General features: G+C 73.4%; 24 protein-coding genes and 1 pseudogene. 9 read left to right on the top strand and 16 right to left on the bottom strand.

Annotation, left to right across the window (positions count from 1 at the left end):
* Window positions 1-136 precede the first annotated feature (136 nt).
* From LK06_RS14440 to trxA, 4 genes are all read left to right on the top strand, one after another.
* Window positions 137-1,576, top strand: a complete 1,440-nt coding sequence (locus tag LK06_RS14440; RefSeq protein ID WP_052269821.1) for an MFS transporter — start codon at window positions 137-139, stop codon at window positions 1,574-1,576.
* A 159-nt stretch (window positions 1,577-1,735) separates the two neighbouring features.
* Entirely contained in the window at window positions 1,736-2,038 is a 303-nt protein-coding gene (locus LK06_RS14435) for a hypothetical protein (protein WP_039650465.1), read from the top strand.
* Between the two features lie 323 nt (window positions 2,039-2,361).
* A complete protein-coding gene (locus tag LK06_RS14430) occupies window positions 2,362-2,811 on the top strand; it encodes an OsmC family protein (RefSeq protein ID WP_078858711.1) in 450 nt (149 codons plus the stop codon).
* A gap of 202 nt (window positions 2,812-3,013) precedes the next feature.
* A complete protein-coding gene (trxA, locus tag LK06_RS14425; protein WP_039650462.1) occupies window positions 3,014-3,385 on the top strand; it encodes a thioredoxin in 372 nt (123 codons plus the stop codon).
* A gap of 59 nt (window positions 3,386-3,444) precedes the next feature.
* On the opposite strand, the gene LK06_RS14420 is transcribed toward trxA, so the two are convergent.
* Complete coding sequence (locus LK06_RS14420) at window positions 3,445-4,032, bottom strand: rhodanese-like domain-containing protein (protein WP_039650460.1); 588 nt, start codon at window positions 4,030-4,032, stop codon at window positions 3,445-3,447.
* Window positions 4,033-4,113: 81 nt separating this feature from the next.
* Here LK06_RS14420 and LK06_RS14415 point away from each other — a divergent pair, with 81 nt between their 5' ends.
* Window positions 4,114-4,401, top strand: coding sequence for a metal-sensitive transcriptional regulator (locus LK06_RS14415; RefSeq protein ID WP_039650458.1), 288 nt, complete (start codon window positions 4,114-4,116; stop codon window positions 4,399-4,401).
* Between the two features lie 147 nt (window positions 4,402-4,548).
* Here the strand turns inward: LK06_RS14415 and LK06_RS14410 are convergent, their stop codons facing one another.
* The 3 genes from LK06_RS14410 to LK06_RS14400 all read right to left on the bottom strand — a co-directional run bounded on the left by LK06_RS14410 (window position 4,549) and on the right by LK06_RS14400 (window position 7,226).
* Window positions 4,549-5,295: a sulfite exporter TauE/SafE family protein gene (locus LK06_RS14410; RefSeq protein WP_039650456.1), complete on the bottom strand. Its 747-nt coding sequence runs from the start codon at window positions 5,293-5,295 to the stop codon at window positions 4,549-4,551.
* A complete protein-coding gene (locus tag LK06_RS14405) occupies window positions 5,292-5,663 on the bottom strand; it encodes a rhodanese-like domain-containing protein (protein WP_039650454.1) in 372 nt (123 codons plus the stop codon). Before LK06_RS14405 ends, LK06_RS14410 begins: the two co-directional genes overlap by 4 nt.
* 198 nt (window positions 5,664-5,861) lie before the next feature.
* Window positions 5,862-7,226 (bottom strand): MBL fold metallo-hydrolase, encoded by a 1,365-nt coding sequence (locus tag LK06_RS14400; protein ID WP_043410133.1) that lies wholly within the window; start codon window positions 7,224-7,226, stop codon window positions 5,862-5,864.
* Between the two features lie 197 nt (window positions 7,227-7,423).
* On the opposite strand from LK06_RS14400, the gene LK06_RS14395 reads away from it, so the two are divergent.
* Both LK06_RS14395 and LK06_RS14390 read left to right on the top strand, forming a co-directional pair.
* Window positions 7,424-7,828 carry a DUF302 domain-containing protein gene (locus LK06_RS14395; protein WP_039650449.1) on the top strand — a complete coding sequence of 135 codons (405 nt, stop codon included), beginning with the start codon at window positions 7,424-7,426 and terminating at the stop codon, window positions 7,826-7,828.
* A 104-nt stretch (window positions 7,829-7,932) separates the two neighbouring features.
* Window positions 7,933-8,463: a MarR family winged helix-turn-helix transcriptional regulator gene (locus LK06_RS14390; protein WP_039650604.1), complete on the top strand. Its 531-nt coding sequence runs from the start codon at window positions 7,933-7,935 to the stop codon at window positions 8,461-8,463.
* Here LK06_RS14390 and LK06_RS14385 read toward each other — a convergent pair.
* From LK06_RS14385 to LK06_RS14330, 12 genes and pseudogenes are all read right to left on the bottom strand, one after another.
* Entirely contained in the window at window positions 8,442-10,772 is a 2,331-nt protein-coding gene (locus tag LK06_RS14385) for a heavy metal translocating P-type ATPase (RefSeq protein ID WP_086083690.1), read from the bottom strand. The genes LK06_RS14390 and LK06_RS14385 overlap by 22 nt on opposite strands.
* Before the next feature lie 151 nt (window positions 10,773-10,923).
* A complete protein-coding gene (locus LK06_RS14380) occupies window positions 10,924-11,136 on the bottom strand; it encodes a ferredoxin (RefSeq protein ID WP_039650447.1) in 213 nt (70 codons plus the stop codon).
* Window positions 11,133-12,485, bottom strand: a complete 1,353-nt coding sequence (locus LK06_RS14375) for an NADH-ubiquinone oxidoreductase-F iron-sulfur binding region domain-containing protein (RefSeq protein ID WP_043432322.1) — start codon at window positions 12,483-12,485, stop codon at window positions 11,133-11,135. Before LK06_RS14375 ends, LK06_RS14380 begins: the two co-directional genes overlap by 4 nt.
* On the bottom strand, window positions 12,482-13,168 hold the full coding sequence (locus LK06_RS14370; RefSeq protein WP_043432321.1) for a ferric reductase-like transmembrane domain-containing protein: 687 nt from the start codon (window positions 13,166-13,168) through the stop codon (window positions 12,482-12,484). Before LK06_RS14370 ends, LK06_RS14375 begins: the two co-directional genes overlap by 4 nt.
* Complete coding sequence (locus LK06_RS14365; RefSeq protein ID WP_052318840.1) at window positions 13,165-14,127, bottom strand: FAD:protein FMN transferase; 963 nt, start codon at window positions 14,125-14,127, stop codon at window positions 13,165-13,167. The genes LK06_RS14370 and LK06_RS14365 overlap by 4 nt, the downstream gene beginning before the upstream one ends.
* Window positions 14,124-14,513 (bottom strand): hypothetical protein, encoded by a 390-nt coding sequence (locus tag LK06_RS14360; protein ID WP_039650441.1) that lies wholly within the window; start codon window positions 14,511-14,513, stop codon window positions 14,124-14,126. Before LK06_RS14360 ends, LK06_RS14365 begins: the two co-directional genes overlap by 4 nt.
* Window positions 14,514-14,592: 79 nt before the next feature.
* Complete coding sequence (locus LK06_RS14355) at window positions 14,593-15,969, bottom strand: sensor histidine kinase (protein ID WP_039650439.1); 1,377 nt, start codon at window positions 15,967-15,969, stop codon at window positions 14,593-14,595.
* Complete coding sequence (locus LK06_RS14350; protein ID WP_052269819.1) at window positions 15,966-16,670, bottom strand: response regulator transcription factor; 705 nt, start codon at window positions 16,668-16,670, stop codon at window positions 15,966-15,968. Before LK06_RS14350 ends, LK06_RS14355 begins: the two co-directional genes overlap by 4 nt.
* Window positions 16,671-16,885: 215 nt before the next feature.
* The gene (locus LK06_RS14345) at window positions 16,886-17,878 is read right to left on the bottom strand and encodes a hypothetical protein (protein WP_063891023.1); all 993 of its coding nucleotides are present in this window, start codon (window positions 17,876-17,878) and stop codon (window positions 16,886-16,888) included.
* Window positions 17,879-17,903: 25 nt separating this feature from the next.
* Window positions 17,904-18,383, bottom strand: a pseudogene (locus LK06_RS35055) (Scr1 family TA system antitoxin-like transcriptional regulator); the annotation flags it as partial.
* Window positions 18,353-18,985, bottom strand: coding sequence for a MarC family protein (locus LK06_RS14340; RefSeq protein WP_039650437.1), 633 nt, complete (start codon window positions 18,983-18,985; stop codon window positions 18,353-18,355). The gene LK06_RS14340 and the pseudogene LK06_RS35055, both read right to left, overlap by 31 nt.
* Before the next feature lie 776 nt (window positions 18,986-19,761).
* Entirely contained in the window at window positions 19,762-20,442 is a 681-nt protein-coding gene (locus LK06_RS14330) for a DUF5134 domain-containing protein (RefSeq protein ID WP_174673874.1), read from the bottom strand.
* A 334-nt stretch (window positions 20,443-20,776) separates the two neighbouring features.
* On the opposite strand from LK06_RS14330, the gene LK06_RS14325 reads away from it, so the two are divergent.
* A complete protein-coding gene (locus LK06_RS14325) occupies window positions 20,777-21,460 on the top strand; it encodes a hypothetical protein (RefSeq protein ID WP_039650434.1) in 684 nt (227 codons plus the stop codon).
* A 314-nt stretch (window positions 21,461-21,774) separates the two neighbouring features.
* Entirely contained in the window at window positions 21,775-22,536 is a 762-nt protein-coding gene (locus LK06_RS14320; protein ID WP_043432041.1) for a YcnI family copper-binding membrane protein, read from the top strand.
* Window positions 22,537-22,603: the final 67 nt, after the last annotated feature.

Raw genomic sequence — 22,603 nt, 5'->3', positions numbered from 1 at the left:
CCACAGACCGCGCAGACGAAGCGGATCTCCTACGGGAGGAAGCCTAGATCCCCGGGCCGGATGCGGCCGGTGCGGGATCACCGCTCCGGATAGGACGCTGGCAAAACATTTCGGTTACCGATGTAATGTGTGGGTCATGGCCAACCGCATGAGTCCGCACGGGTCCAGGAGCCGCTGGTCCACCCTGCTCACCGCGGAGCGGCCCCGCCCCGAGGCGATCCGGTCCCGGCCGAACGGCTGGTGGCTGGCCGTGGGGACGGTGTGCTTCGGCGCGTTCATGGGGCAGCTGGACGCCAGCATCGTGACGCTGACCTACGGCAGCCTGCGCACCGGGTTCCACGCCCGCCTGGCCGCCGTGGAGTGGGTGTCGCTGGCGTACCTGCTGACCCTGGTGGCGCTGCTGGTGCCGGCCGGCCGGCTGGCCGACGCCCACGGCCGCAAGCTGCTGTACCTGTACGGATTCGCCGTCTTCACACTGGCCTCCGCCGCTTGCGGCTTCGCTCCCTCGCTGGCGGTGCTCGTGGTGTTCCGTGTGGTCCAGGCGGCCGGGGCGGCCATGATGCAGGCCAACAGCGTGGCTCTGGTGACCACCAGTGCCCCGCGTGAGCGGATGCGCAGCGCGCTCGGCGTGCAGGCCGCCGCCCAGGCGCTCGGACTGGCGCTGGGTCCGACCGTCGGCGGGGTCTTGGTGTCCGCGCTGGACTGGCGGTGGGTGTTCTGGGTGAACGTCCCGGTCGGTGTGGTGGCACTGGTGGGCGGGCACTATCTGCTGCCGCGCACCCGGGCCCGGACGGAGGTCGCGTGCTTCGACTGGGTTGGCCTGGGGTTGCTTTCCGTGGCGACCACCAGTGCTCTGCTGGGTGTGTCCGCCGCCTCCGGGCTGGCCGTGCCCGGCTGGGGTGTGGCGCTGCTGTTCGCGGTGGCGGCCTGGGCCGGCCGGGGTTTCGTGCGGCGGCAGCGACGGGCCGTCGCCCCGTTGCTGGATCTGGCCCTGCTGCGCACCCGGGCGGTGGCGTTCGGGCTGGTCGGGGCGCTGAGTGGCTACCTGGTGCTGTTCGGGCCGCTGGTGCTGGTGCCGGTCGTGCTCTCCGCGCAGGGCAGCTCCGAGCTGACCGCCGGGCTGGTGCTGACGGCGTTGCCGGCCGGGTTCGGGTTGGCCGCGGCCGGCGGGGACCGGTTGCTGCCGCGCCGCCTCTCGGACCGCGGGCGATGTCTGGCCGGGGCCGCCGTTTTCGCTCTCGCCCTGGCCGCCCTGCTGGTCGTCCCGCTGACCACCGTCTGGCTGGTGCCGGTGCTGGCGGGTGCGGGGCTCGGCCTGGGGACGTTCACGCCGGCCAACAACGCCATGATCATGGGTGCGATACCCGCCCGGTCCTCCGGTACGGGCGGTGGCCTGGTCAACATGACGCGTGGTCTGGGGACGGCGCTCGGAGTCGCCCTGGTGACCCTCGCGTTGCATCTGGCGGGGGGTGCAGGGGTGCGGACCGGGGCCCATTGGGCCGCCGTCATCCTGGTGTCGGCCTCGGCCGTCGCGGTCGTGTCGGCGTGGCTGAGCCCCCGCACGGACCCGGTGTGACCCGGGAGCGGGTGATCCGGGCGCCTGCTTTCCGGTGGGTGGACGGGAACATTTCCGGTGCGTGATGCGCTGCTTCTGGTGCCCCGACGGGTAGGTGGGTCTCAGGGGCGGCGATTCGCTGGGACGGCAGGGGACGACGGGCGGAGGAGCGTGAGACCGATGGCGACGGCAGGAGACGACCGGCTCCGCGGGGGCGAGGAGAGCCACACTGACGAGGACTCCCTCGTGACCACGTGCGGACGTCGGATCGCGGTCCGGTGCCTGCGGCTCGGCCGTCCGGACCGGCCGGTCAGCAGGATCGCCCTGGACGTGGGGGAGGACCGCGGCGGCGACCCGGGAGTCTGGGCGGCGCTCACCCCGGAAGAGGCCCGCGGCCTGGCCCATCTGCTCCTTGAGCGGGTCGGTGCGGTCGAGAACCCTGCCGGCGGCGCCCGGCCGCAGGGCGGTTCCCCGTCCTCCTGACGCGGTCTTCCCGGCGCCGTCCTGCCGACCTGGTCTTTCGGCCTCGTCTGACCAACTCGGCTCCGGCGTTCCGGTGCCGGTGTCCCGGTGCCGGCCTCTTGCTCCCGGCTCCCCGGTCCCGGCTTGCCGCTCCCGTCCTCGTCGTTCCGCTTCCCGGGCTCGACGGTGCCCTCGGCCGGCCGGGCGCGCGCGGTGGAACCGGGCCGTGGAGCACGAGGGGCCTATCGGACCTGCGGACCACCCCCTCGGCCTCTCGATCCGGCAGATGGACCGCAGTCGACTGGGAACCGGAAACGGAAGCCGCTTACGGAAGGGGTCCGGCCATGACCGGCACCGCACCGCACACCATCAACGTGACCCGGCCGCAGGACACCGCCGTACACACGCTCGACGTCACCCACGTCGATGGTGATGCCTACGCCATCGACGTCCGCGGTCACCGGATGCAGGTCGACCAGCCCGCCGAAGCGGGCGGCGCGGACACCGCACCGACGCCCACCGAACTGTTCGCGGCTTCTCTGGCCACCTGCGTCGCCTTCTACGCCGGCCGCTACCTGATCCGCCACGGTCTGTCCCGCTCCGGGCTGCAGGTGCGGGCCGAGTTCGTCATGGCCACCGACCGCCCGGCCCGCGTCGCCTCCGTGCGCATCGTGGTCGTCCCGCCGCCGGGGCTCACTGAGCAGCGTCGTACCGCCCTGCTTGCCGTCGCCTCGCACTGCACCGTCCACAACACGCTCAGCCGGCCACCCGAGATCGACATCGAGCTGGCGTGATGCGTTCCCCGCGCCGGTCGCGTCGAGGGCCCGTGCGGGTCGCTCCGGGAACCCGTGTACTCGGTCCGCGTGTACTCGGTCCGCGTGTACTCGGTCCGCGTGTACTCGGGTCCCCTGCCTGCCTGCCGGCCCGGAACAAACCCGGCCCCGCGCCGGTTGTCTCAGATACCCCGTGGGGTATCTGAGAGGAGAGTGGGACGCCATGGCGACCGTCGAACTGACCAAAGAGAACTTCGAGGAGACTCTCACCGGCTCCGACATCGTGTTGATCGACTTCTGGGCCGCCTGGTGCGGTCCGTGCCGGATGTTCGGGCCGGTCTACGAGCAGGCCGCCCAGCGGCATCCGGGCATCGTCTTCGGCAAGGTCGACACCGAGGCGCAGCCCGAACTCGCTGCCGCCTTCCGGATCTCCTCCATCCCCACCCTCATGGCTGTCCGGGAGCGGACCGTTCTGTACGCCCAGCCGGGCGCGCTGCCGCCGCAGGCCCTGGAGGAGCTGATCGCCGAGATCCGGTCCGTCGACATGGGTGACCTGCGTCGGCGGGCTGCCGAGGGCGCGGCGGAACAGGGCTGAGGGCCCACAGAAACCGGGGCCTGCACGCGCTATGCGTGCAGGCCCCGGTTCCGTCGGTCTCAGCGGCTGCGCAGCGCGGCGAGCGTGGCGTCGAGGTCGGCGGCGCGGGGCCGGTTGTGGGGCAGCTTGCCCAACATGGCCGCCATGCCGCAGGTGTCGGTGACCGCGGAGAAGACGAGGCCGCCTGCGATGCCGGCCGAGAGGATCTGGAAGGCCGGGTGCACCAGGAAGCCGAGGAGCAGCCCCAGGAGCACCACCGCCCCCGCGGTGAAGCGCACCTGCCGCTCCATGCTCCAGCGGGCGCGTGTGTCACAGGCGGCGGGCTGGTGCAGGTCGTGCCCCTGAGCGGCCCAGGCGCCCGTGCCGCCGACGAGGGTGGCCGCCGGAATGCCCTGCTCCCTCAGGAGCTTGCAGGCGTTCTCCGAGCGGGCTCCGGAGGCGCACACGACGAGGAGGCCGCCGTGATCGGCCGCGTGCTGGAGCTCGGGCAGGGCTCGCCGAATCTGGTCCAGGGGGATGTTGAGGGCCCCGGGCAGGTGGCCGGAGGCATACTCACCGGGGGTGCGCACGTCGACCACGGTGAATTCGTGCAGTCGTTCGCGAGCCTGATCGGTTTCGAATGCGATGGGGGTCGGGTGGGGGGTCATGACAGAAGTGATCCTTAATGGTCGCCGTCATCCCGAACTGGGACGTACAGTACCCCTAGGGGTATTTCTCGAGGAGTGATCGTGGAACTGGAGCTTGAGGGTGAGTCCCTGAAAGCCGTGCTGAACCGGCTTCGGCGGGCGCAGGGCCAGATCTCCGGGGTGATCCGGATGATCGAGGAAGGCCGGGACTGCGAGGACGTCGTCACACAGCTGGCCGCCGCCTCGCGGGCGCTGGACCGCGCCGGTTTCGCGATCATCGCCACCGGTCTGCAGCAGTGTGTGGCGGACATCGAGTCCGGCCGGAAGAACGGCGAGGACACCGAAGAGATGCGCGCCCGGCTGGAGAAGTTGTTCCTGTCGTTGGCGTGAGGACCCGCACGGGGCCGGGGTGCGGGAGCCGGGCGTTCGGCCCGGCCCCCGGCGCCCGGAGGGCCGGGCGGACCTCCGGCTCCCGGATGCTGACGGTGGCTCGCGGCATTCGGGTGTTCACCGCGGCTTCTGGTGCTCGGGCGTCCATCAGGCCACCGTGTCGACCAGCATGAAGCCGGCCACCGCCAGGAGGACCAGAGCGAAGACCCGCTGCAGCGTCTGCCCGGACAGCTTCGCCGACAGGCGCTTGCCGTCCCACGCGCCCAGGATCGCCGCACCGGCGAACGGGCCTATCAGGGCCCAGTTCAGGCCGTCGGCCGTACCGGCACGCATGGCCAGGGCGGCCACCGAGTTGACGGTGATCACCAGCAGGCTGGTGCCCACTGCTTCCCGTATGCGCATACCGAGGACGTTGACCAGCGCGGGGACGGCGAGGAAGCCACCACCGACACCGAGGACGCCGGTGACCGCGCCCAGTCCGGCGCCGGCCGCCGCCGCCCGGCCCGGCCGCACCGGCGCGGCAGGGCCGGCCGTTGGGCGGGGTCGGAGCATGCGTATCGAGGCAGCACCCGCGAGCAGGGCGAAGGCCACGGTGAGCCAAGCCGCCGGCAGTTGCCCGGCGAGCGCGCTGCCGAGCATCGCCGGACCGATTCCCGCCGCCGCGAACAGCAGCCCTGCACGCCAACGGACGTTACCGTCGCGGGCGTGCGCGGACAGTGCTGTCGCGGAGGTGACGGTGACGATGACCAGGCTCGCGGTGGTGGCCGCGACCGGGGTGAAACCCAGCAGGTAGATCAGGGCGGGCACGGCCAGGACACTGCCGCCGCCGCCGAGCCCGCCGAGTGCCAGCCCGATGACGGCACCGGCGAGCAGGGCGAGTATCACAGCGCTCACGCGACGGATCCGTTCCTGCCGCGTGCGTCGACGACCGGGAGTCCGGCGGCGGCCCAGTCCTGCATGCCACCGATGACGTCGACGGCTTCGACGCCCCTGGCCTGCAGCAGTCGGGCTGCCCGCCGGGAACGGTTGCCCGAGCGGCAGATCACCACTACGGGCCGCGCCTGCGCTGTGCCGGGCAGCCCGGCGCCCGCGGCCAGAGCCGACAGGGGTACGTGCACGGCGTCGGGAGCGTGCCCCGCCTGCCACTCATAGGGCTCACGCACGTCGAGCAGCGTGGCGTCGCCGCCATGCCCGGTGCGGGCCGCGGCATCCTGCGCGGTCACCCGTTCGGAGCCGGTCCTGCTGCGCCGGAAGAGGCTCATCGGGGTTCTCCTTCCTGTTCGTCTTCTCGGAGTTCTCGGAGTTCTCGCAGTTCGCGGAGGTGTTGCGGTTCTCGCAGCGCGCGAGGTCACGGCGCGGAACTCGCGGCGTCCGCGGCGTCCGCGGCGTCCGCGGGGTTCGCGGGGTTCGCGGGGTTCGCGGGGTTCGCGGGGTTCGCGGGGTTCGCGGGGCGTGTGCTGTCAGTCGGTCCGGACGGCGAGCCCCGCCTGACCGACCGCGTCGAAGGAGTCGTCCACGGCGACCACGTCGCGGCCCGCGGCGTCCAGCAGGGAGGCGGCGATGGCGGCGCGCATGCCGCCGGCGCAGTGGACCCACACCTGTCCTTCGGGCACCTCGTGGATGCGGCGGGGCAGCGCGTGGACGGGGATGTGCACCGAGCCTTCGATGAAGCCGGCCGACCGTTCGGAGGCGCGACGCACATCCAGCACGACGACGCCGTCCCGGATGCGTTCCGCGAGGGTGGCGAAGGTGGCCCGGGGGAAGGAGGAGAGGGCCTCGCCCTCCCGTGCCCAGTCGCGGGGTTCTCCAGTGGCCGCGGCGGCGGGGCGGTCGATGCCCACCCGGACCAGCTCGCGCTGTGCGTCGGCGAGTTGTTCCGCCGACTCGGCCAGCAGTGTCACCGGCTTGCCCCACGGGATCAGCCAGGCCAGATAGGTGGCCAGCTGCCCCTCCGCCTCGAAGTTGAACGAGCCCGCGACGTGCCCCTCGGCGAAGGCGACTCGATTGCGCAGGTCGACCACCCATTCCCCGGCGGCCAGCCGGGCGGCGATCTGCTGGGCGTCGGCGACGGCGGGCGGGGTCAGGTCGACCGGCGCGGGGCCGGTCGCATTGGCCGGGCCCATGTGCGCGTAGTACGCGGGAATGTCGTCCAGGCCGGCCAGCAGATCGGCGACGAAGGCGTCCACGTCACGGGTGAGTGCGTCGTTGGACGCCTTCTCCTTGCCGATGGTGGTGGACTCGCCCTCGGCCTGGCTGGAGGAGCAGAAGCTGCCGAAACCATGGGTGGGCAGCACTGCGGTGTCGTCCGGCAGCTCGGTGGCCAGCCGGTGTGCGGAGGCGTACTGGGCACGGGCGAGGTGCTCGGTCAGCCGCGGCTCGACCAGGTCGGGCCGGCCGACGGTGCCGATCAGCAGGGAGCCGCCGGTGAACACCGCGACGGCGGTGCCGTTGTCCTCCAGCGCGTACGAGGTGTGGTGCGGAGTGTGCCCCGGCGTCGCCAGTGCGCGCAGGGTCAGCCCGGCCGCGGCGTCGATCTCGGCGCGGTCGCCGTCGTGCACGGACGTCCGTGGGAAGGAAACCCGGGCCCCGGCGGGGACGAGGTAGTCGGCGCCCGTGACCCGGGCGAGTTCCAGGCCGCCGGTGACGTAGTCGTTGTGCACGTGCGTCTCGACCACGTGGGATATCCGCACCCCGCGCCGCGCCGCCGCCGCGATCACCTGGTCGATGTCGCGCGGTGGGTCGATCGCCACCGCTGTCCGCTCGCCACCCGCCAGGTAGCTGCGGTTGCCGAGCCCGGCCACTTCGATCGTGTCGACGAAGAACACGAGGTACTCCCTTCTGGTGAAGAATTACCCCCGGGGGTATGTATTCGACAGTAACATGGGTACCCCCCGGGGTATTTCCGAGACGACAGAATCGGCCGAGGACATCTCTGTGGAACACCTCTCGGGTCCCCCGGGAACTTCGTGAACAACCGGATACCGCTCCGGTACCGCGCCAGCCGATCAGAAGGGCCACCGCCATGCGCTACGACCGCACCGTGCACCTCGACACCGACTTCGCCACCGCCGTGGCCCGGGTCCGGGACGCCCTGGCCGCACAGGGCTTCGGCATCCTCACCGAGATCGACGTCACGGCCACGCTCAAGGCCAAGCTCGACCAGGACATGGAGGACTACGTCATCCTCGGCGCGTGCAACCCGCCGCTCGCTCACCGCGCCCTGGAGGCCGACCGCACCATCGGCCTGCTGCTGCCCTGCAACGTCGTCGTGCGCACCGACGGCGACCGCACCGCCGTACAAGCCCTCGACCCGGGCACCATGGTCACCCTGACCGGGCTCGACGCCCTTCGACCGGTCGCCGAAGAGGCCACCCGCCGCCTCGACGCCGCGCTGGCCTCGCTCACCGTGGCCGACCGGGACAGCTGAGCCGCAAGGCCGTGGACGTACGGCCGGGGCGTGCAGCGGGGCGGGCCGTCCGCGCCCTGGACGGTGGGACCTCCGCCGTCGCCGCCCCGGCTACCCTTGCCCCCATGTCCGCGCAGCCCCGCACCGAGGACCCCTCGGCCTCCACCGGTCCCGCGGCGCAGGAGCCGGAGGCCCGTCTGCTCACCGAGGCCGTCACCCGGCTGCGCCGGGCACTGCGTTCCTCGATCCGCACCGACTATCCGTGGGAGACCCTCCCCATGGCACAGGTCGAACTGCTGCAGGTGCTCGGTGAGCACTCGCCCGCGCGGATCAGCGACCTGGCAGCCCGCCGGCGCCTTGCCCCGAGCACGGTCAGCGGACTGATCGGGCAGATGATCAACGCTGGGCTGGTCGCCCGGGACGTCGACTCCGCCGACCGCCGTGCCTCCGTCGTCACCCTCACCGAAGCCGGCCGGGAGAAGCTCGCCGCCTGGACCACTGCCCACGAACACCGCATTGACGGCGCCCTCGCCGCCCTCGACGACGCCTCCCGGGCGGCCATCGCCGACGCCCTGCCCGCGCTGTTCCAGCTGGCCGAGCACCTGGGTGAGCCGGCCGAGGGCGGGACGCGGTCTCACGGCGCCAGCGAGAAGTAGTTCTCCTCCTCCTGGGTGAAGTGCAGGCGCAGCACGGTGTTGAGCCCGTAGAGGCAGGAGCGCAGGTCGTCGAGTTGCCCCGGGGCCAGACCACCGTCTGCGCGGGCCAGCTCCACGTGGGTGGCGATGCGCCGGGCGAGGCGTTCGATCTCGCTGTGGGCGCGACTCATGGTGGCGGTGGCCTCGGGGCCGCCGAGGGTGGGCGCGAGGGCCGGGTAGAGCTGGTGTTCCTCGGCGTACTCGTGCGGCAGCAGCCGCTCGGCCAGCAGCCGGTGGGTTTCCGCGACGGCGGCCAGAGCATCGGGGCCCGGACTGGCAGAGAGACGGTCGGCGGCGTCGCGTACGGCTTCGAGGACGTCCTGGAGGTCGTCGTGTTCGGCCGCGAAGCGGTGGATGAGCGCCTCGGCCGCCGGAGTGAGGGCCGGGCGCGCGGTCTGCCCGACGCGCAGGGCACGCAACGCGTTCAGGATGACCGCGACGTCGATGCCCTCCTGGAGCAGGGCGCCGGCGGCGGGCGGGAGCAGGCCGACGGCAGCCGCGGCCATGGCGGCCAACGACATCAGCATGCCGCCGAGGGCACTCTGCACGGCGATGCGGCGGGCGCGCTGGGCGATCGTGACCGCGTCGGCCAGACGGTCTACGCGGTCGGTGGTCAGGACGATGTCGGCGGCCTCGGAGGAAGCGGTGGAACCGCGGGCGCCCATGGCCACACCGACGTCGGCGGCGGCCAGGGCGGGTGCGTCGTTGACGCCGTCACCGACCATCACGGTGACCGCACGCTCGCGTTCGGTGCGCACGGCGGCGACCTTGTCGGCCGGGCTGAGTTCGGCGCGTACGTCGTCCAGGCCGAGGACCGCGGCGACCTCACGGGCGGGTGCGGCACGGTCGCCGGTGAGCATCAGCAGCCGTTCGATGCCCGCCGCGCGGAGATGGCGCAGGGTACGCGGGGCGTCGTGGCGCAGCGGGTCGCGCAGCAGGACCGCACCGGCTGGCTCTCCGCCGACGGTGAGCCAGGCGACGGCCGCGCCGTCGAGCAGGGCACGGTTGTCCACCGCCCTGGCCCAGGCGGGCCGTACGTCGCCGGGGTCGAGGCGGCCGACCGAGACCTGTTGTCCGTCCACGGTGCCGGTGGCGCCCCGGCCGGGTTCCTCCGTGACGCCGGAGGGGGCCGACAGTTCCAGCTTGCGTTCCCGGGCGGTGTCGACGATGGCCCGGGCCAGGACGTGCGGCGAGTACTGGTCGAGAGAGGCCGCCAGCCGGAGGACCTCCGCGGGTTTGTGGCCGGGGGCGGCGGTGACGTCGAGGACACGCGGGCGGCCCCGGGTGAGTGTGCCGGTCTTGTCCAGCAGGAGCGTGCGGGCACGACCGAGGTTCTCCAGCGCCCCGCCGTCACGGATGACCACGCCGAGACGGGAGGCGCGGGAGAGGCCCGAGACGATGGCGACCGGGGCGGCCAGCAGCAGCGGACAGGGCGTGGCGACGACCAGGACGGCGACGGCCCGGACCGCCGAGCCGCTGATCAGCCAGGCCAGCCCCGCCACCGCCAGGGACAGCGGAAGGAACCAGGCGGCGTACCGGTCGGCCAGCCGTACCACGGGTGCCGACTCCGCCCCTGCCTGTTGGGCCAACCGCACGATGCCGGCATAGGTGCTGTCCTGCTCGGTCGCGGTGGCACGCAGTTCGAAGGCACCGCCGGCGTTGATCACACCGCTGCGCACCGCCTCGCCCCGGGGGCGCTCGACGTGGAGCGGCTCACCGGTGAGCACGGACTCGTCCAGGACGGCGGCGGTGCTCTCGACCCGGCCGTCGACGGGGACCACCTCGCCGGGGGCGACGACGAGCAGGTCTCCGACCGCGACCTCGGACAGCGGCACCGTGGTCACCGTGGTTCCGGTGCGGCGGCGGGCCGAGCGGGGCGCGTGCTCCAGCAGGGCGCGCAGGTCGTGCGAGGCGCGCCGCTGGGCGGCGGCTTCCAGCGTGCGGCCGGTGGCCAGCATCAGCGCGATCAGGGCACCGGCCAGGTACTCGCGGACGGCCAGGGTGCCGACGAGAGCCAACACGGCGATCAGGTCCACGCCCGCGCGCCCGTGACGCAGCGCCCCGATCACCCACCCCACGGCGGGGACCACGGCGAAGACCGTGCCCAGAGCCCAGAACAGGTCCGCGAGGTCGCCGGCGCCGGCGAGCCAGGCGCCACCGCCGGCCGTCAGGGCCGCCGCGGTGACGGCCAGCAGCACCGGTTCGAGCCGTACGGATCCGCCCGCCGAGGCAGGGCGGGTTTCCCGCGCTGCGTGGGTCGGGTGCTTCATGGCCCACCTCGGTCCGTCCGGTGCGGTGCCCATCGGGCCGGTTCCGGTCCAGCACATCGCGGCCCCCGGTGCCGGCGGCAGGGGCTGTCCGGCCCTGGCCTGGGGCCGGACAGCCCGCATCCGCCGTGGCGGGGCGCGGCTGAGCGGGGTGTCACCGTCGCTCGACGTCGGTGTGCAGGGCCAGCCGGGGGCAGGCTGCGACGGCCCGGCGGGCGTGGCCGCGCAACTCGTCGGGGACGGTCCGCCCCCTGAGCACCGGGTAGCCCCATTCGTCGAGGCCGATCAGCTCGGGCAGCAGTTCGGCGCACAGACCCCGGCCGGTGCAGGCGATGCGGTCGATGCGCAGGGTCCGGGTGCGGGTCATCGCCAGGCCTCCGGAGGTGTGGCGGGCGGTACGGCGAGCAGGGGCGGCTGGTGCGCGGCCGGGCAGGCGCCGTGGGTGAGGTGCCGGCCGACGTCGTCGGCGAAGACGCGCAGCGCGGAGGCCGCGAGCCGAGCGGCGCCGTCCGGGTGGCGGCAGGCGCCCCGGTCCGGCAGCAGACCGGTCCGGCGGTGCAGGCGGGGCAGCAGGTCCGGGTCGGCCCGTCCGGCGGCCAGTGCCGCGAAGTCCCCGGCCACGGCCGGCAGCCCGAAGCGACAGGGGCCGCACTGGCGGGCGCTGTGGGCGGCTAGATAGCCGAGCATCCGGGCCGTCTCCCTCAGCCCGCAGGCCGACTGCGGGAGTGCGATGAGCACGCCTGCCCCGGGTGCGGCCCCCAGTGCGGCCAGGTCGTGCCGGGCGAGCGGCGTGCGCAGGTATTCCGCGGGGAGCCAGGTGCCGGCGTAACCGCCGAGCAGGACCGCCCGCAGGGACTCCGCGGCCCCGCCGGCGTGGTCGAGGAGCATGCCGAGCGGCGTACCGAGCGAGACCTCCAGGACGCCGGGGGCGGCGACGGCGCCGGAGACGGTGACGAGCGTGGTGCCGGGTTCGTCCCGGGGGCCCGCCTGCCGGAACCAGCCGGGTCCGTGACGGGCGATGAGGGCGAGGTGGGCGAGGGTCTCGGCGTTGTCCACGAGGGTGGGGCGCCGGGCGACCCCGCGTTCGTGGCTGCGCGGGGGGCCGCCCTGCGGGCGGGCCGGGCCGCCGCTCAGCCAGCGCACCAGCGAGGTCGATTCGCTGGAGACGTAGGCGTGCGGCAGGGCGTGCAGCCGCAGCGGCACGGGATCGAGCCGGGCCCGCCGGCGCTCGTCCAGGGCGGCGGCGAGCTGCCGGTACTGGGCGGCACGGGTGCGGGGCAGGCACACGTGGACGACGTCGGCGCCGACCGCGTCCGCGGCCAGGACGGCACCGTCGAGCACGAGGTGGGGTGCGACGGCGAGCAGGAACTCGTCCTTGCGGCTGGCCGGTTCACTCTCCATGGCGTTGACCACGACCACGGCTCGGCCGCGGCGTTCCGCGACCGCGCGCAACTTGCGCGCGGTGGGGAATCCGGCGCCGCCGCGCCCGGTGAGTCCCGCCGCCTCGACGGCCTGCACCAGCGGCCCGGCCGGTCGGCCGGTGAACGGGGGCGGCCCGTAGCGCCGGAGGTGATCGGGCAGGGCGGCCGGCCGTCCAGTGGCGTACCAGCCGGCCAGCAGCCGGGCGGTCGGACCGGGCGGTACGGGCGCGGAGTGGCCGGTCGGCCCGAGTGTGCTGGGGCCGGCCGCGAGGGGTGACCGGGCGGACGGGTTCATCGTCCACCCCCGAACAGGACCGTCGTGGCGGCAGCACGCTGGGCCCAACCGGGCTGGAGCGGTCCGGAGGTGAGGAACATGGTCAGCACCACGGGTACGGCGACCGCGGCGATGGCGGCTGCCAGGCGTCCGGCGACCCGGCCCGGTCCGGCCTTCGCCAGCCGCCACCACACTGCCCCGACCACCGCGGCCAGGCACCCGGCGTAGAGCCACAGCTGGAGCGGGAGCCGGGTGTCGGTGCCGGTTCCCACGCCGTGGAAGAGGGCGAGCGGCCAGGCCGCGTACGCCAGCCAGTGCACCGCCTTCCAGCGCCGGACCCCCAGCCGTCGCCGTAGTGCGCTGGTGACCAGCACCGCGAGCAGCAGGTCGAGCGCGGCCGTGCCCAGACCCAACCAGAGCGGGCGGTACGACGCCCCGAACGGCACCACGGACACCGCCCATCCCAGGTGCACGAACGGGTCGAGCACCGCGGTCGCCACGTGCACGGCGAGGAACACCAGGGTGAGCAGGGACAGATTGCGGTGCAGCAGGCCGATCTCGAACCGGCCCGCGCGGCCGGGTGCGGCCCGCCCGCCGGACGTGATCCCGAGCACCACGGTGGCGGTGAGCAGGATCAGGGCGAGGGTGCCGCCCGCACGGCTGGCGTACCACAGCGGGCTGCCGGTGAGGGCCAGCGCCGTCATCGGGCACCTCCGGCGGCCTCCGGGGGGTCGGGCGGCCAGCCGCCCAGACACTGGACGTGGCCGTCGAGGCCGACCAGCCGGACGGGCAGGGCGATGCGGCGCAGCCAGTCGACCGCCCGGTCGCCCAGCACGATGGCGGCCGTGCCCACGGCATTGGCGTCCACGCAGGTGGCGGCGGCGACGCTGACCGTGCGCCAGACGGGAACGGCGGGTTCGCCGGTCGCCGGGTCGATGATGTGGTGCAGCGTGCGTCCGGCGCGCCGCCAGGTGCGTACCCGGACGCCGGAGGTCGCCAGGGCTCCGCCGGTCACGGCGACGGCGGGCCCGTGGTCCGCGGCGGGCCCGGCATGGTCGTCGGCGAGGGCGATCCGCCAGCCGCCGTCCGGTACCGGTCCGGCCACCGTCAGGTCGCCACCGAGGTTGACCAGGACACCGGTACCGGTGACCTCGGCGATGTGCCGGGCGGCACGGTCGGCGGTGTGGGCCTTCGCGGTGGCGCCCAGGTCGAGATGGGTGTCCGGGGGCAGTCGCAGCCGCCGGGTGCGCGGGTTCCAGACGATCCGCTGCCAGCCGGGCGCCGGGCGGGCCACGGGCAGCGGCCGGGCGTCGTCGGGCGCGAGGGAGGCGAAGGTGCGGTCGTAGCCCACGGCAGCCACCGCGCGGCCGACGGTCGGATCGACGGCTCCGTCGGTGAGCCGCGCGGCGTGCAGCGCGGCCTCGACGGCCTCGGCGAAGAGCGCGCCGACCGTCACCGGGGTGCCGGCGCTCAGGTTCACCCGGGTGAGTTCGGAGTCGGGGCGGAACCGGCTGCACGTGCGGTCGACGGCAGCCAGTTCCGCCCGCAGGACGACTTCCGCGGTGGGCAGCGCCTGCGGGTCGGTCACCAGCAGGGCCGCCGTGGTGCCGAGCGCCGGGAACGCGATCTCGGCGGGGGACGCGGCCGGAGTGCGCGTGGTCATGACGCCCCCGTCGTGGTGTGCGGCTGCTGCTGGGTGGGGGCGGGCGGCTGTGCGGGGGGCTGCGGTGCCGGCTGTGCCGCGGAGCCCGTGCCCTCGCCGTCGTCCCCGCCCTCTTCGTGGCCGTTCCCCCCACCGTGCTCCGCGTCGTCCCCTCCCGTGGCGGAGGTCGCGGGCTGCTGCGTGGATTGTGGGCCGGCCGGCGCGGGGGAGGCCGAACCGCCCGGCAGCGCCTGGGTGTAGTAGCCGCCGAGGGCCGCGGCACCGGCCACAGCGGTGACGGCGATCCACCGGGTGACATGACGGCCGCGCCGCAGACCGCGATCGCGTGCGCCCGGAGAACCGGCGGAGGAGACGTTCTGATCGAAGTCGTCGGGCGAGGGGGCCATGGCAGCGCTCCTGGTGAGTCGGCGGCCCGGGTCGGCTGCGTGCACTTCCAGCTTGGGCCGCCGCCCCTCAGGAACTCGCTCAGGACTTCTTCAGATCCGGTAAAGATCCGCGCCCTTGCCACAGCGGCAGGTCCAGTACGACGGTCAGCCCGCCGCCCGGGGTGTCCGTCAGCCGTGCCGTACCGCCGTTGACGGTGACCAGCCGGTGGACGATGGCCAGTCCCAGGCCGGTGCCCCTGGCCTCGGGGTTGCCGAACCGGCGGAAGGCGACCGCCTTCGCCTCGTCGGACATGCCGGGACCGTCGTCGATGACGACCACCCGGGCCGAGGGGCCCGTGGCGCGGTGCTCGACCGTCACCGTCCCGCCCGCGGGCACGGCGTCCACGGCATTGGCGATGAGGTTGTCGAGGATCTGCTCCAGATGGCCCGCGCCCAGCGCGACGCTCAGCACGGGCCCGTCGGACCCGGAAGACAGCCGTACGCCGCGCTCCTCGGCCACCGGCGACCACGCGGCCACCCGCTCGGCCGCCACCTCGTCGACCCGGACGGCCGTCGGACGGGGTGTCGCCTGTTCGGCGCGTGCCACGGCCAGCAGACCGTCGACCAGCCGGGAGAGCCGGGCGGTCTCCTCCTGGGCGGCGGCCAGTTCGGTGGCCGCGTCGCCCTCGGCACCGGCGCCCAGCAGGTCGAGCCGCAGCCGCAACGCGGCCAACGGGGTGCGCAGCTGGTGGGACACGTCCGCGAGTACCGCCCGGTGGCCGTGCACCAGGGCCTCCGTACGGGCCGCCATGGTGTTGAAGGTGGCCGCCAGCCGGCGTACCTCCGGCGGTCCGCCCCCGATGTCGGCCCGCTCGTCCAGGGCGCCCTCGCCCAGCCTTCGGGCGGAGGCGTCCAGCGTGGACAGGGGGCGGCTGACCCAGTGGGCCAGGCGGACGGACAGCAGCACGGAGGCGGCCAGCCCGGCCGCGCCGATCGCGGCGGACCAGCCCCAGATCGCGGCGATGCGGTCGTTCAGCGGAGCCGCGGAGCGGGCCAGGACGACCGCGCCGGCCGGCTGGCGCACCTCACCGGCCGGTTCCGCGGCCAGCAGCCGCCCCTCGTTCTCCGGCGGCTCCGGCTCGTGCCCGGCCAGCACCTCCTCTGCCAGCTCCTCGGCCTCGTTTCCCTGAGCCGCCGTACAGGGGGTACTGGCCACCAGCCGTGCGGAGGCGTCGTACACGGCTGCACAGTCCCCCGCCCGGGCGGCAGCGTCCAGCTCCCGGCGCATGGCGGTCTCCGGTTTGCCGTCGGAGAGGTGTTCCTCGGCCGCCGCGGCGATCACCCGGGTGGCGGCCCGCTGGTTGTCGCGGTAGGCGACGCGCTCGCGTGCCGTCATCGACACCGCGAGCGGCACGACCGCCAGGACCAGCAGCACGGAGGTCAGGATCACCAGCGTCCAGACGATCCGGCGGCTCACGACCGCTCCCGGGACCCCTCGACCGGCCCGAGCCGGAAGCCGTGCCCGTAGACCGTTTCGATCAGGCCCGGCACGCTGAGTTTGCGGCGCAGCGCGGCGACGTGCACGTCCAGTACCTTCGTGGGTCCGTACCAGTGGGCGTCCCAGGCCCGCTCCAGGATCTGCCTGCGGCTCACCACGCGGCCCGGATCGGCGGCCAGGCACTCCAGAACGCCGAACTCCTTGGGCGTCAGCGTCACCGGGTGTCCGTCGACCGAGACCTGCCGGGTGCGCAGGTCGAGCGCCAGCGGCCCGTGCCGCAGGACCTCCGGCTCCGCCGGGCGCCGCCGGCGCAGCACGGCCCGGATCCGGGCGAGTAGTTCGGCCAGCCCGAACGGTTTGACCAGGTAGTCGTCGGCGCCCTCGTCCAGGGCCACCACCCGGTCCGCCTCCTCGCCGCGCGCGGTCACGACGATGATCGCGGCGTCCGACCGCGCGCGCAGCCTGCGGCACACCTCGATGCCGTCGATGTCGGGCAGCCCCAGATCGAGCAGCACCACGTCGGGTGAGGATGCCGTGAGCGCGGCACGCCCGGTCCGGACCCCGTCGACGGTGTAGCCGGCCTGCCGCAGACCGCGCACCAGGGCGTCCGCGATACCGCGGTCGTCCTCCACGACCAGTACCCGCGTCTCCTCAGCCGCGTCCGTGGCCTGGCCGTTCATATCTGCTACCCGTCTCCCGGACGAGGGGATCGGCGGCGTCGACTCGCCTCCCAGCCTGCGTCCTCACCCGCCCCGCTGGCAGGGGCCGTTCGTCCCCCTTCGCCCCTGGACTCCCGCCCCGGCCCACCGCGGACGGCCGCACGCAGGCGGCCTCCGGAACAGACGGTCCGGTGGGCGGCCCCGGGTCAGACGGCCGTGCGGAGCGGTTCCTCGGATCAGATGGCCGTGCGGAGGCGTTCGCGGGCTTCCCGGGCCCGGCACTCCCGGCAGCGTCCCAGCGCGGGTCCGCGGAAGGCGCGGTCGCAGCCGTCGCAGTTCCGCAAGGGCTGTGCCGCCGGCTGTGTCGTGTCCTCGGAGGGCGTACGTGGCGGCGCGGGCAGCGGTGTTTCCCGGAGGCGGAAGGCCAGGATGCCCGCCGGGCGGGTCAGGAAGCGGTCGGGCAGCCGGGTGGTGAGTTGCGCGGTGATCTGGCAAGGCGTGACACCGGCCGCGAGCCACTCGGCGACGGCCGGCGCCAGACGCACGGCCTCCCGCTCGGAGAGCACCAGACGGGGATCGACTCGGCGGAGCGAGACCAGCACGGCGACCGCCTGCGGGTCGGCGTCGCCGAGCGACACCGGTTCGTTCGTCCGTTCTCCGGTGGGTGTGGGTGCGGGTGCGGGTGCGGGGGCCGGTACAGGTACAGGTGTGGGTGCGGGGGCCGGTACAGGTGTGGGTGCAGGGGCAGGTACTGGCGCCGTTTCAGTGGTCGTGGTCGCGAGCGGGTGCCGTGGTGCCTCCGCCGCCGCGGGCGACCTCCGGCGCCGGGGCGGCTGCGGCGGTGCCGGCGGTTTTGGAGGCCCGCTCGGGGCCGGTGCGTCGCCGGGCGCGTCGTAGAAGTACGTCCGGGTACGGACCTGCCCGGTGGGCAGCCGCTCGCGGCGGCGTTCCAGGTACCCGGCTGTTTCGAGCTCCCTCAGCGCTCGGGAGATCAGGATCTCGCCCTCGGCGAAGTGTTTGCACAGGGCGGTGATGCTCACCGGGGTGCCGTCGGGCAGCGAGGCGATGTACGCCGCGACACCGACCGTGACCGCGCTGCCGCGCCGCTGCGCGAGGGCGTTGGAGAGCACGGTGAAGTCGGCGGTGAGCCGGGTGCGTACGTGGATCACGCCGGAGGTCGGAGCTCCGGCACCGGGGCGCAGGCGCGCGTTAGACTGCGGGTCAGCCATCGGGAAGGTCCTGCTTCCTGATCGCTCAGGCCCTCGATCGGGATGCCAGTCCCGGCCGGGGGCTGTCTTCGTCTGCATCTGTTTGCGGTTGTCGCGGCGAACGTAACCGTCGGTGTCCCGCCGCTGCAAGCCGGTCACCCGGACGGGTGACGCAGGCCGGGAGGGTGGGTGGGCGGGTAGTTCTTTCGCCCGGTCCTTTGGGGAGGCCAGTGGTCCGCCGACCCCTCGTCCACGAGGGACCGGCGGCTCCGCAAGACGGGCCGCGACCGGGCCCTGGCCGACTCGGACGCGGCGCGGGCGGTCCTCCAACTCGGCTGTGCAGGCCGCCCATCCAGAGATCCGCCCCTGCGTCGTGCTCGCCCTGGTCGAACGGCGACACCCGCAAGGTGATGTGAGGACCCGCTGCGGTCTGAAGCAGTCGCGTCGACTGCCTGCGCATGACCGGGTCGCCGCTCCCGCTGCAACACCCGCGGCTCATGTGATGCCGAAGTACGACTTGATCCCGCCGAGCATGAGCTGGACACCGATCGTGGCGACGAACAGCCCGCCGAAACGCGTCATGATGGACATGGTCTGCGGTGTCATGTTCATCTTGTTGACCAGCAGCAGGTGTCCCACGGGGATCAGGGCCACCGTGATGCCCACGGCGATGAGCGCGGCGACGGGTCCGGACCATCCACTTCCGGTAGAGGCGATGGTGATCACCGTGGTGATCGCGCCCGGGCCCGCCATGAAGGGGATGGCGTACGGCACGACGATCGAGCCCTCGGCCGACTCCAGCGCCGGTTCCGCATGAGCCGAGGCACCCCCCTGCGCACGAGGCTGCTGGCCGCCGAAGAGCATCTCGAACCCCATCAGGGCGAGTACGAGTCCGCCTGCCAGGCCGAAGGCTCCGAGGTCGATGCCGATGAGATCGAGCACCTCTCGGCCGACGAGCGCCGCACCACCCAGGGCGATCGTAACGGTCAGCATGATGCGACGGACGTACTCGCGTCGCCGTTCGGGCTCGTGCTCGGTCATCAGGCGGAAGAAGATGGCGCGGATGAACGGATCGACCAGCAGGATCATGGCGATGGTCGCCTGCACCGTCAGCTCAAGTGTGCTCATACCGCCTCCTGCTGCATGGAGCAGCCGACGCTTGAGGCGGACCCCGTCGACGTGCCGTCCGCGGCGACGAGTGCCCCGCATCATCGTCGTACCGCTGTGAGTCACGCGCCAACGGGCGACCTCGAAAGGGGTAAGGGGGGAGGAGCGGACAAGGGGAGAGAGGGAGGAGCTGATAGCGCACCGGCCCGCGTGAAACGGACCTGCCGGTTGGGATTCCTCCTCCGGGGAAGCCGCCCACGGGCTCTCCGTGACCAGGTGGCTGCCTCGGATCGGGCCACGGTCACATCACGGCCAGCATGTACGCCATGCCCGCGGCCATGACGGCCAGACTGATACGGATGCCGGGTGAGCCGTCTGCCACCAGGCCGCCCCCCGGGCGCAACCCCCCGCCAGATCTGCCACCCGGGTCGGATACTGCGCTGCTACCGCTACCGCTACCCCGCTACCGCTACCGCTACCGCTACCGCTACCGCTACCGCTACCGCTACCGCTACCGCTACCGCTACCGCTACCGCTACCGCTACCCCGCTACCGCTACCGCTACCGCTACCGCTACCGCTACCGCTACCGCTACCGCTACCGCTACCGCTACCGCTACCCCGCTACCGCTACCGCTACCGCTACCGCTACCGCTACCGCTACCGCTACCGCTACCGCTACCGCTACCGCTACCGCTACCGCTACCGCTACCGCTACCGCTACCGCTACCGCTACCGCTACCGCTACCGCTACCGCTACCGCTACCGCTACCGCTACCGCTACCGCTACCGCTACCGCTACCCCCCGCTACCGCTACCGCTACCGCTACCGCTACCGCTACCGCTACCGCTACCGCTACCGCTACCGCTACCGCTACCGCTACCGCTATGGCCGCTGCCCGCGGGCGCCGGAAGCGGCATGGCCCCGGGGGCTGATGTGGTGACCGGTGCGGGGGCCGGTGTGACGGTTGGTGCCGTGACCGGTGTGCGCAGGGTCGGGATGCGTGCCCAGACCCCGGCCGTCCAGGCCAGGGTCTGGCCGGCCAGATAGACCACGAACACCCAACTGACCGCGCTGGGACGGGTATGGGCGGGTAGCAGCATGTAGGCCATGGCTGCCATGTCCACCGCCGAGGCCACCCACAGCGCGTTGAGGACACCCTCACGCAGGCTCAGCGCCACCGTGACGACGGCGATGGCCACCGCCAGGAGGCCGAACACCGCCGTCCCCGCGCGGTACGGGCCGTCGTGGCCACCGCGAGGCACCACGTACATCAGCAACATGCCCAGTGCCATCACCGTGTGCCCGGTGTGCCACCAGCGGCGCTGGCCGGCCATCGACCAGGCATGCCACAGGTGCAGCACCACCACGCCCCCGTAAGCCGCCGCCCAGCAGATGCGCAGCCACTGCGGCAGCAGCGGCATGTCCATCGTTCCCATCGCCCCGTGCATGTGCTCGCCACCCGGTTGCACGCCCACGCTCTCCTCTCGCGAAGCCGCCCGGCACCGCTCCCCGCCCCTTCCGGCGTCCGGCGCGGACGGGCGACTCTTACCCGGCGCGGCGCGGGCGGACGCGCGCTTCGACGGCGTGCCGGGGGCGTGCTGACCGGCTCGCGTGCTCTCGTGCTCCGTTGCCCGCTCCCGATGCTTCGGTCTTCGCGAAGGGATCGGGAACCCGCCGGACCTGGGATGGCCGTCGAGGGCGGGGATCGAGGGGGTGACGTGGGTCACGCATGCCTGGTTGAGGAGGTGTCAGCCCGGATTCCGTACCCCCGAGCGATCGCGGCAGCACGGATGCGACGATGAGGACGCAATGACGGTGGGGTGGTGTGCTCGCACGGTACGGGCCGCAGTGTTCGCGGCCGTCTGCGTGCTGCTCGCCGCCCTCGGGCACACCATGATGTCGGGGGCTGAGGTGCCCTGGTGGGCGCTGGCTGCGGGCATCGCGGCGACGGGCGGTACGGCCTGGTGGCTGGCCGGCCGGGAACGCGGACCACTGCTCGTCGTCTCCGTCGCGGTGACTGCCCAGACCGGGCTTCACGCGTCGTTCTCCCTCGCCCAAGCCCTCGTCGTGCACCCGGCGCCGTTGGGCGGGAGGTCGCTCGCCCAGCAGTGGCTCGACCATCTCCTGTGCCGTTCGTCGTCCGGGCCGGGTACGGCCCAGGGCGCCCCGACGATGTTCGTGGGTCCCATGGGCCCCATGGGGCACGGCATCGGCGGCGCGTCCTCGACCGGCATGCTCGCCGCCCACCTGCTGGCCGCGGTGCTGAGCGGTCTGTGGCTCGCCTGCGGTGAACGTGCCGCGTTCCGCATCCTGCGCGCGCTGGCCGGCTGGCTCGTTGCACCCCTGCGGTTGCTCCTCCGGCTGCCCGTACCGCCGCATCGGCCACGCCTCCGTGTTCACCGAGCCGGCTCGGGCCGCGTACCGCACCGCCTCTTCCTCGCCTACGCGATCACTTCTCGGGGACCGCCTGCTGCCGGAACCGCTGCCGTCTGACACAGCCGGTTTCCCAGGGCCGCATCCGGATCCGTCGCACGGAGGGATCTCCGCCTCGGGACCGCTCGTGCGCTCCCGCGCCCCGGCCGGCCGTCCGTCCTCCGTCCGTTACTGGTTCCGCCCTGCTGCCCACCCCGCCTGCCTGATTCCAGGAAGGGCGGATGCCAGGTGAGCACTTTTGCCCTGGTCGCCGGACGATCCGGGCCGGCAGCCCGGACCACCGGCAGCCCGGCTATCTGGCAGGGCCGCCCCGGTCGGCCGCCTCCCGTTCCCTGCAACCCGCAATCCTTCCTCAGGATGGAGATCCGTTCCCTATGTCCCCCAACCGCGCCACCCTGCGTCGTGCCGGGCTTGTCGCCGCGATGACCACCGCCGGTGTCCTCACCGCCGCCGGAGCGGCTTCCGCGCACGTCACCGTCCACCCCGACAGCTACGCCAAGGGCGCCACGGACGGCGTCCTGGCCTTCCGCGTCCCGAACGAGAAGGGCAAGGCCAGCACCACCAAGGTCCAGGTCTACCTGCCCACCGACCACCCCGTCCTCGGCGTCCTCGTCTCCCCGCAGGACGGCTGGACCGCCAAGGTCACCCGTACCAAGCTCAAGACGCCGGTCAAGACCGACGACGGCACCATCACCGACGCCGTCTCCGAGATCACCTGGACCGGCGGCAAGATCGGTCCCGGCCAGTACGAGGACTTCAACGTCGCCTTCGGCCAGCTCCCCGACGACACCGCCCAGCTCACCTTCAAGACCCTCCAGACGTACTCCGACGGCACGATCGTCCGCTGGATCGAGGAGGCCCAAGGCGGCGACGAGCCGGAGAACCCAGCGCCGTCCGTCAGGCTCACGGCCAGGGCCGCGAGGGAGGACGGCAGCTCCTCGACCGCTGCCTCGACGGGCGTGAAGGGCTCCGACGCCTCCGCTCCGGCTGCCTCGACCGCAGGCTCGGCCGACTCGGCCGCCGACTCGACCGCCCGCGGTCTCGGTGTCGCCGGTCTGGTCGTGGGCGTGCTGGGGTTGGCCGCGGGGATGTTCGCCCTCCTGCGCGGCCGTTCCACCCGGTCCCGGACCGAGTAGGAGCGAGTCGGCGCTACCCGGAACCGTCGATCGCGACGTTCACGGCGCCCGCCCATCGCCCGACTGG

Source organism: Streptomyces pluripotens, assembly GCF_000802245.2.
In the GTDB taxonomy this organism is placed as follows: Bacteria; Actinomycetota; Actinomycetes; order Streptomycetales; family Streptomycetaceae; genus Streptomyces; species Streptomyces pluripotens.
This window is presented reverse-complemented; position numbering and strand designations above follow the sequence as displayed.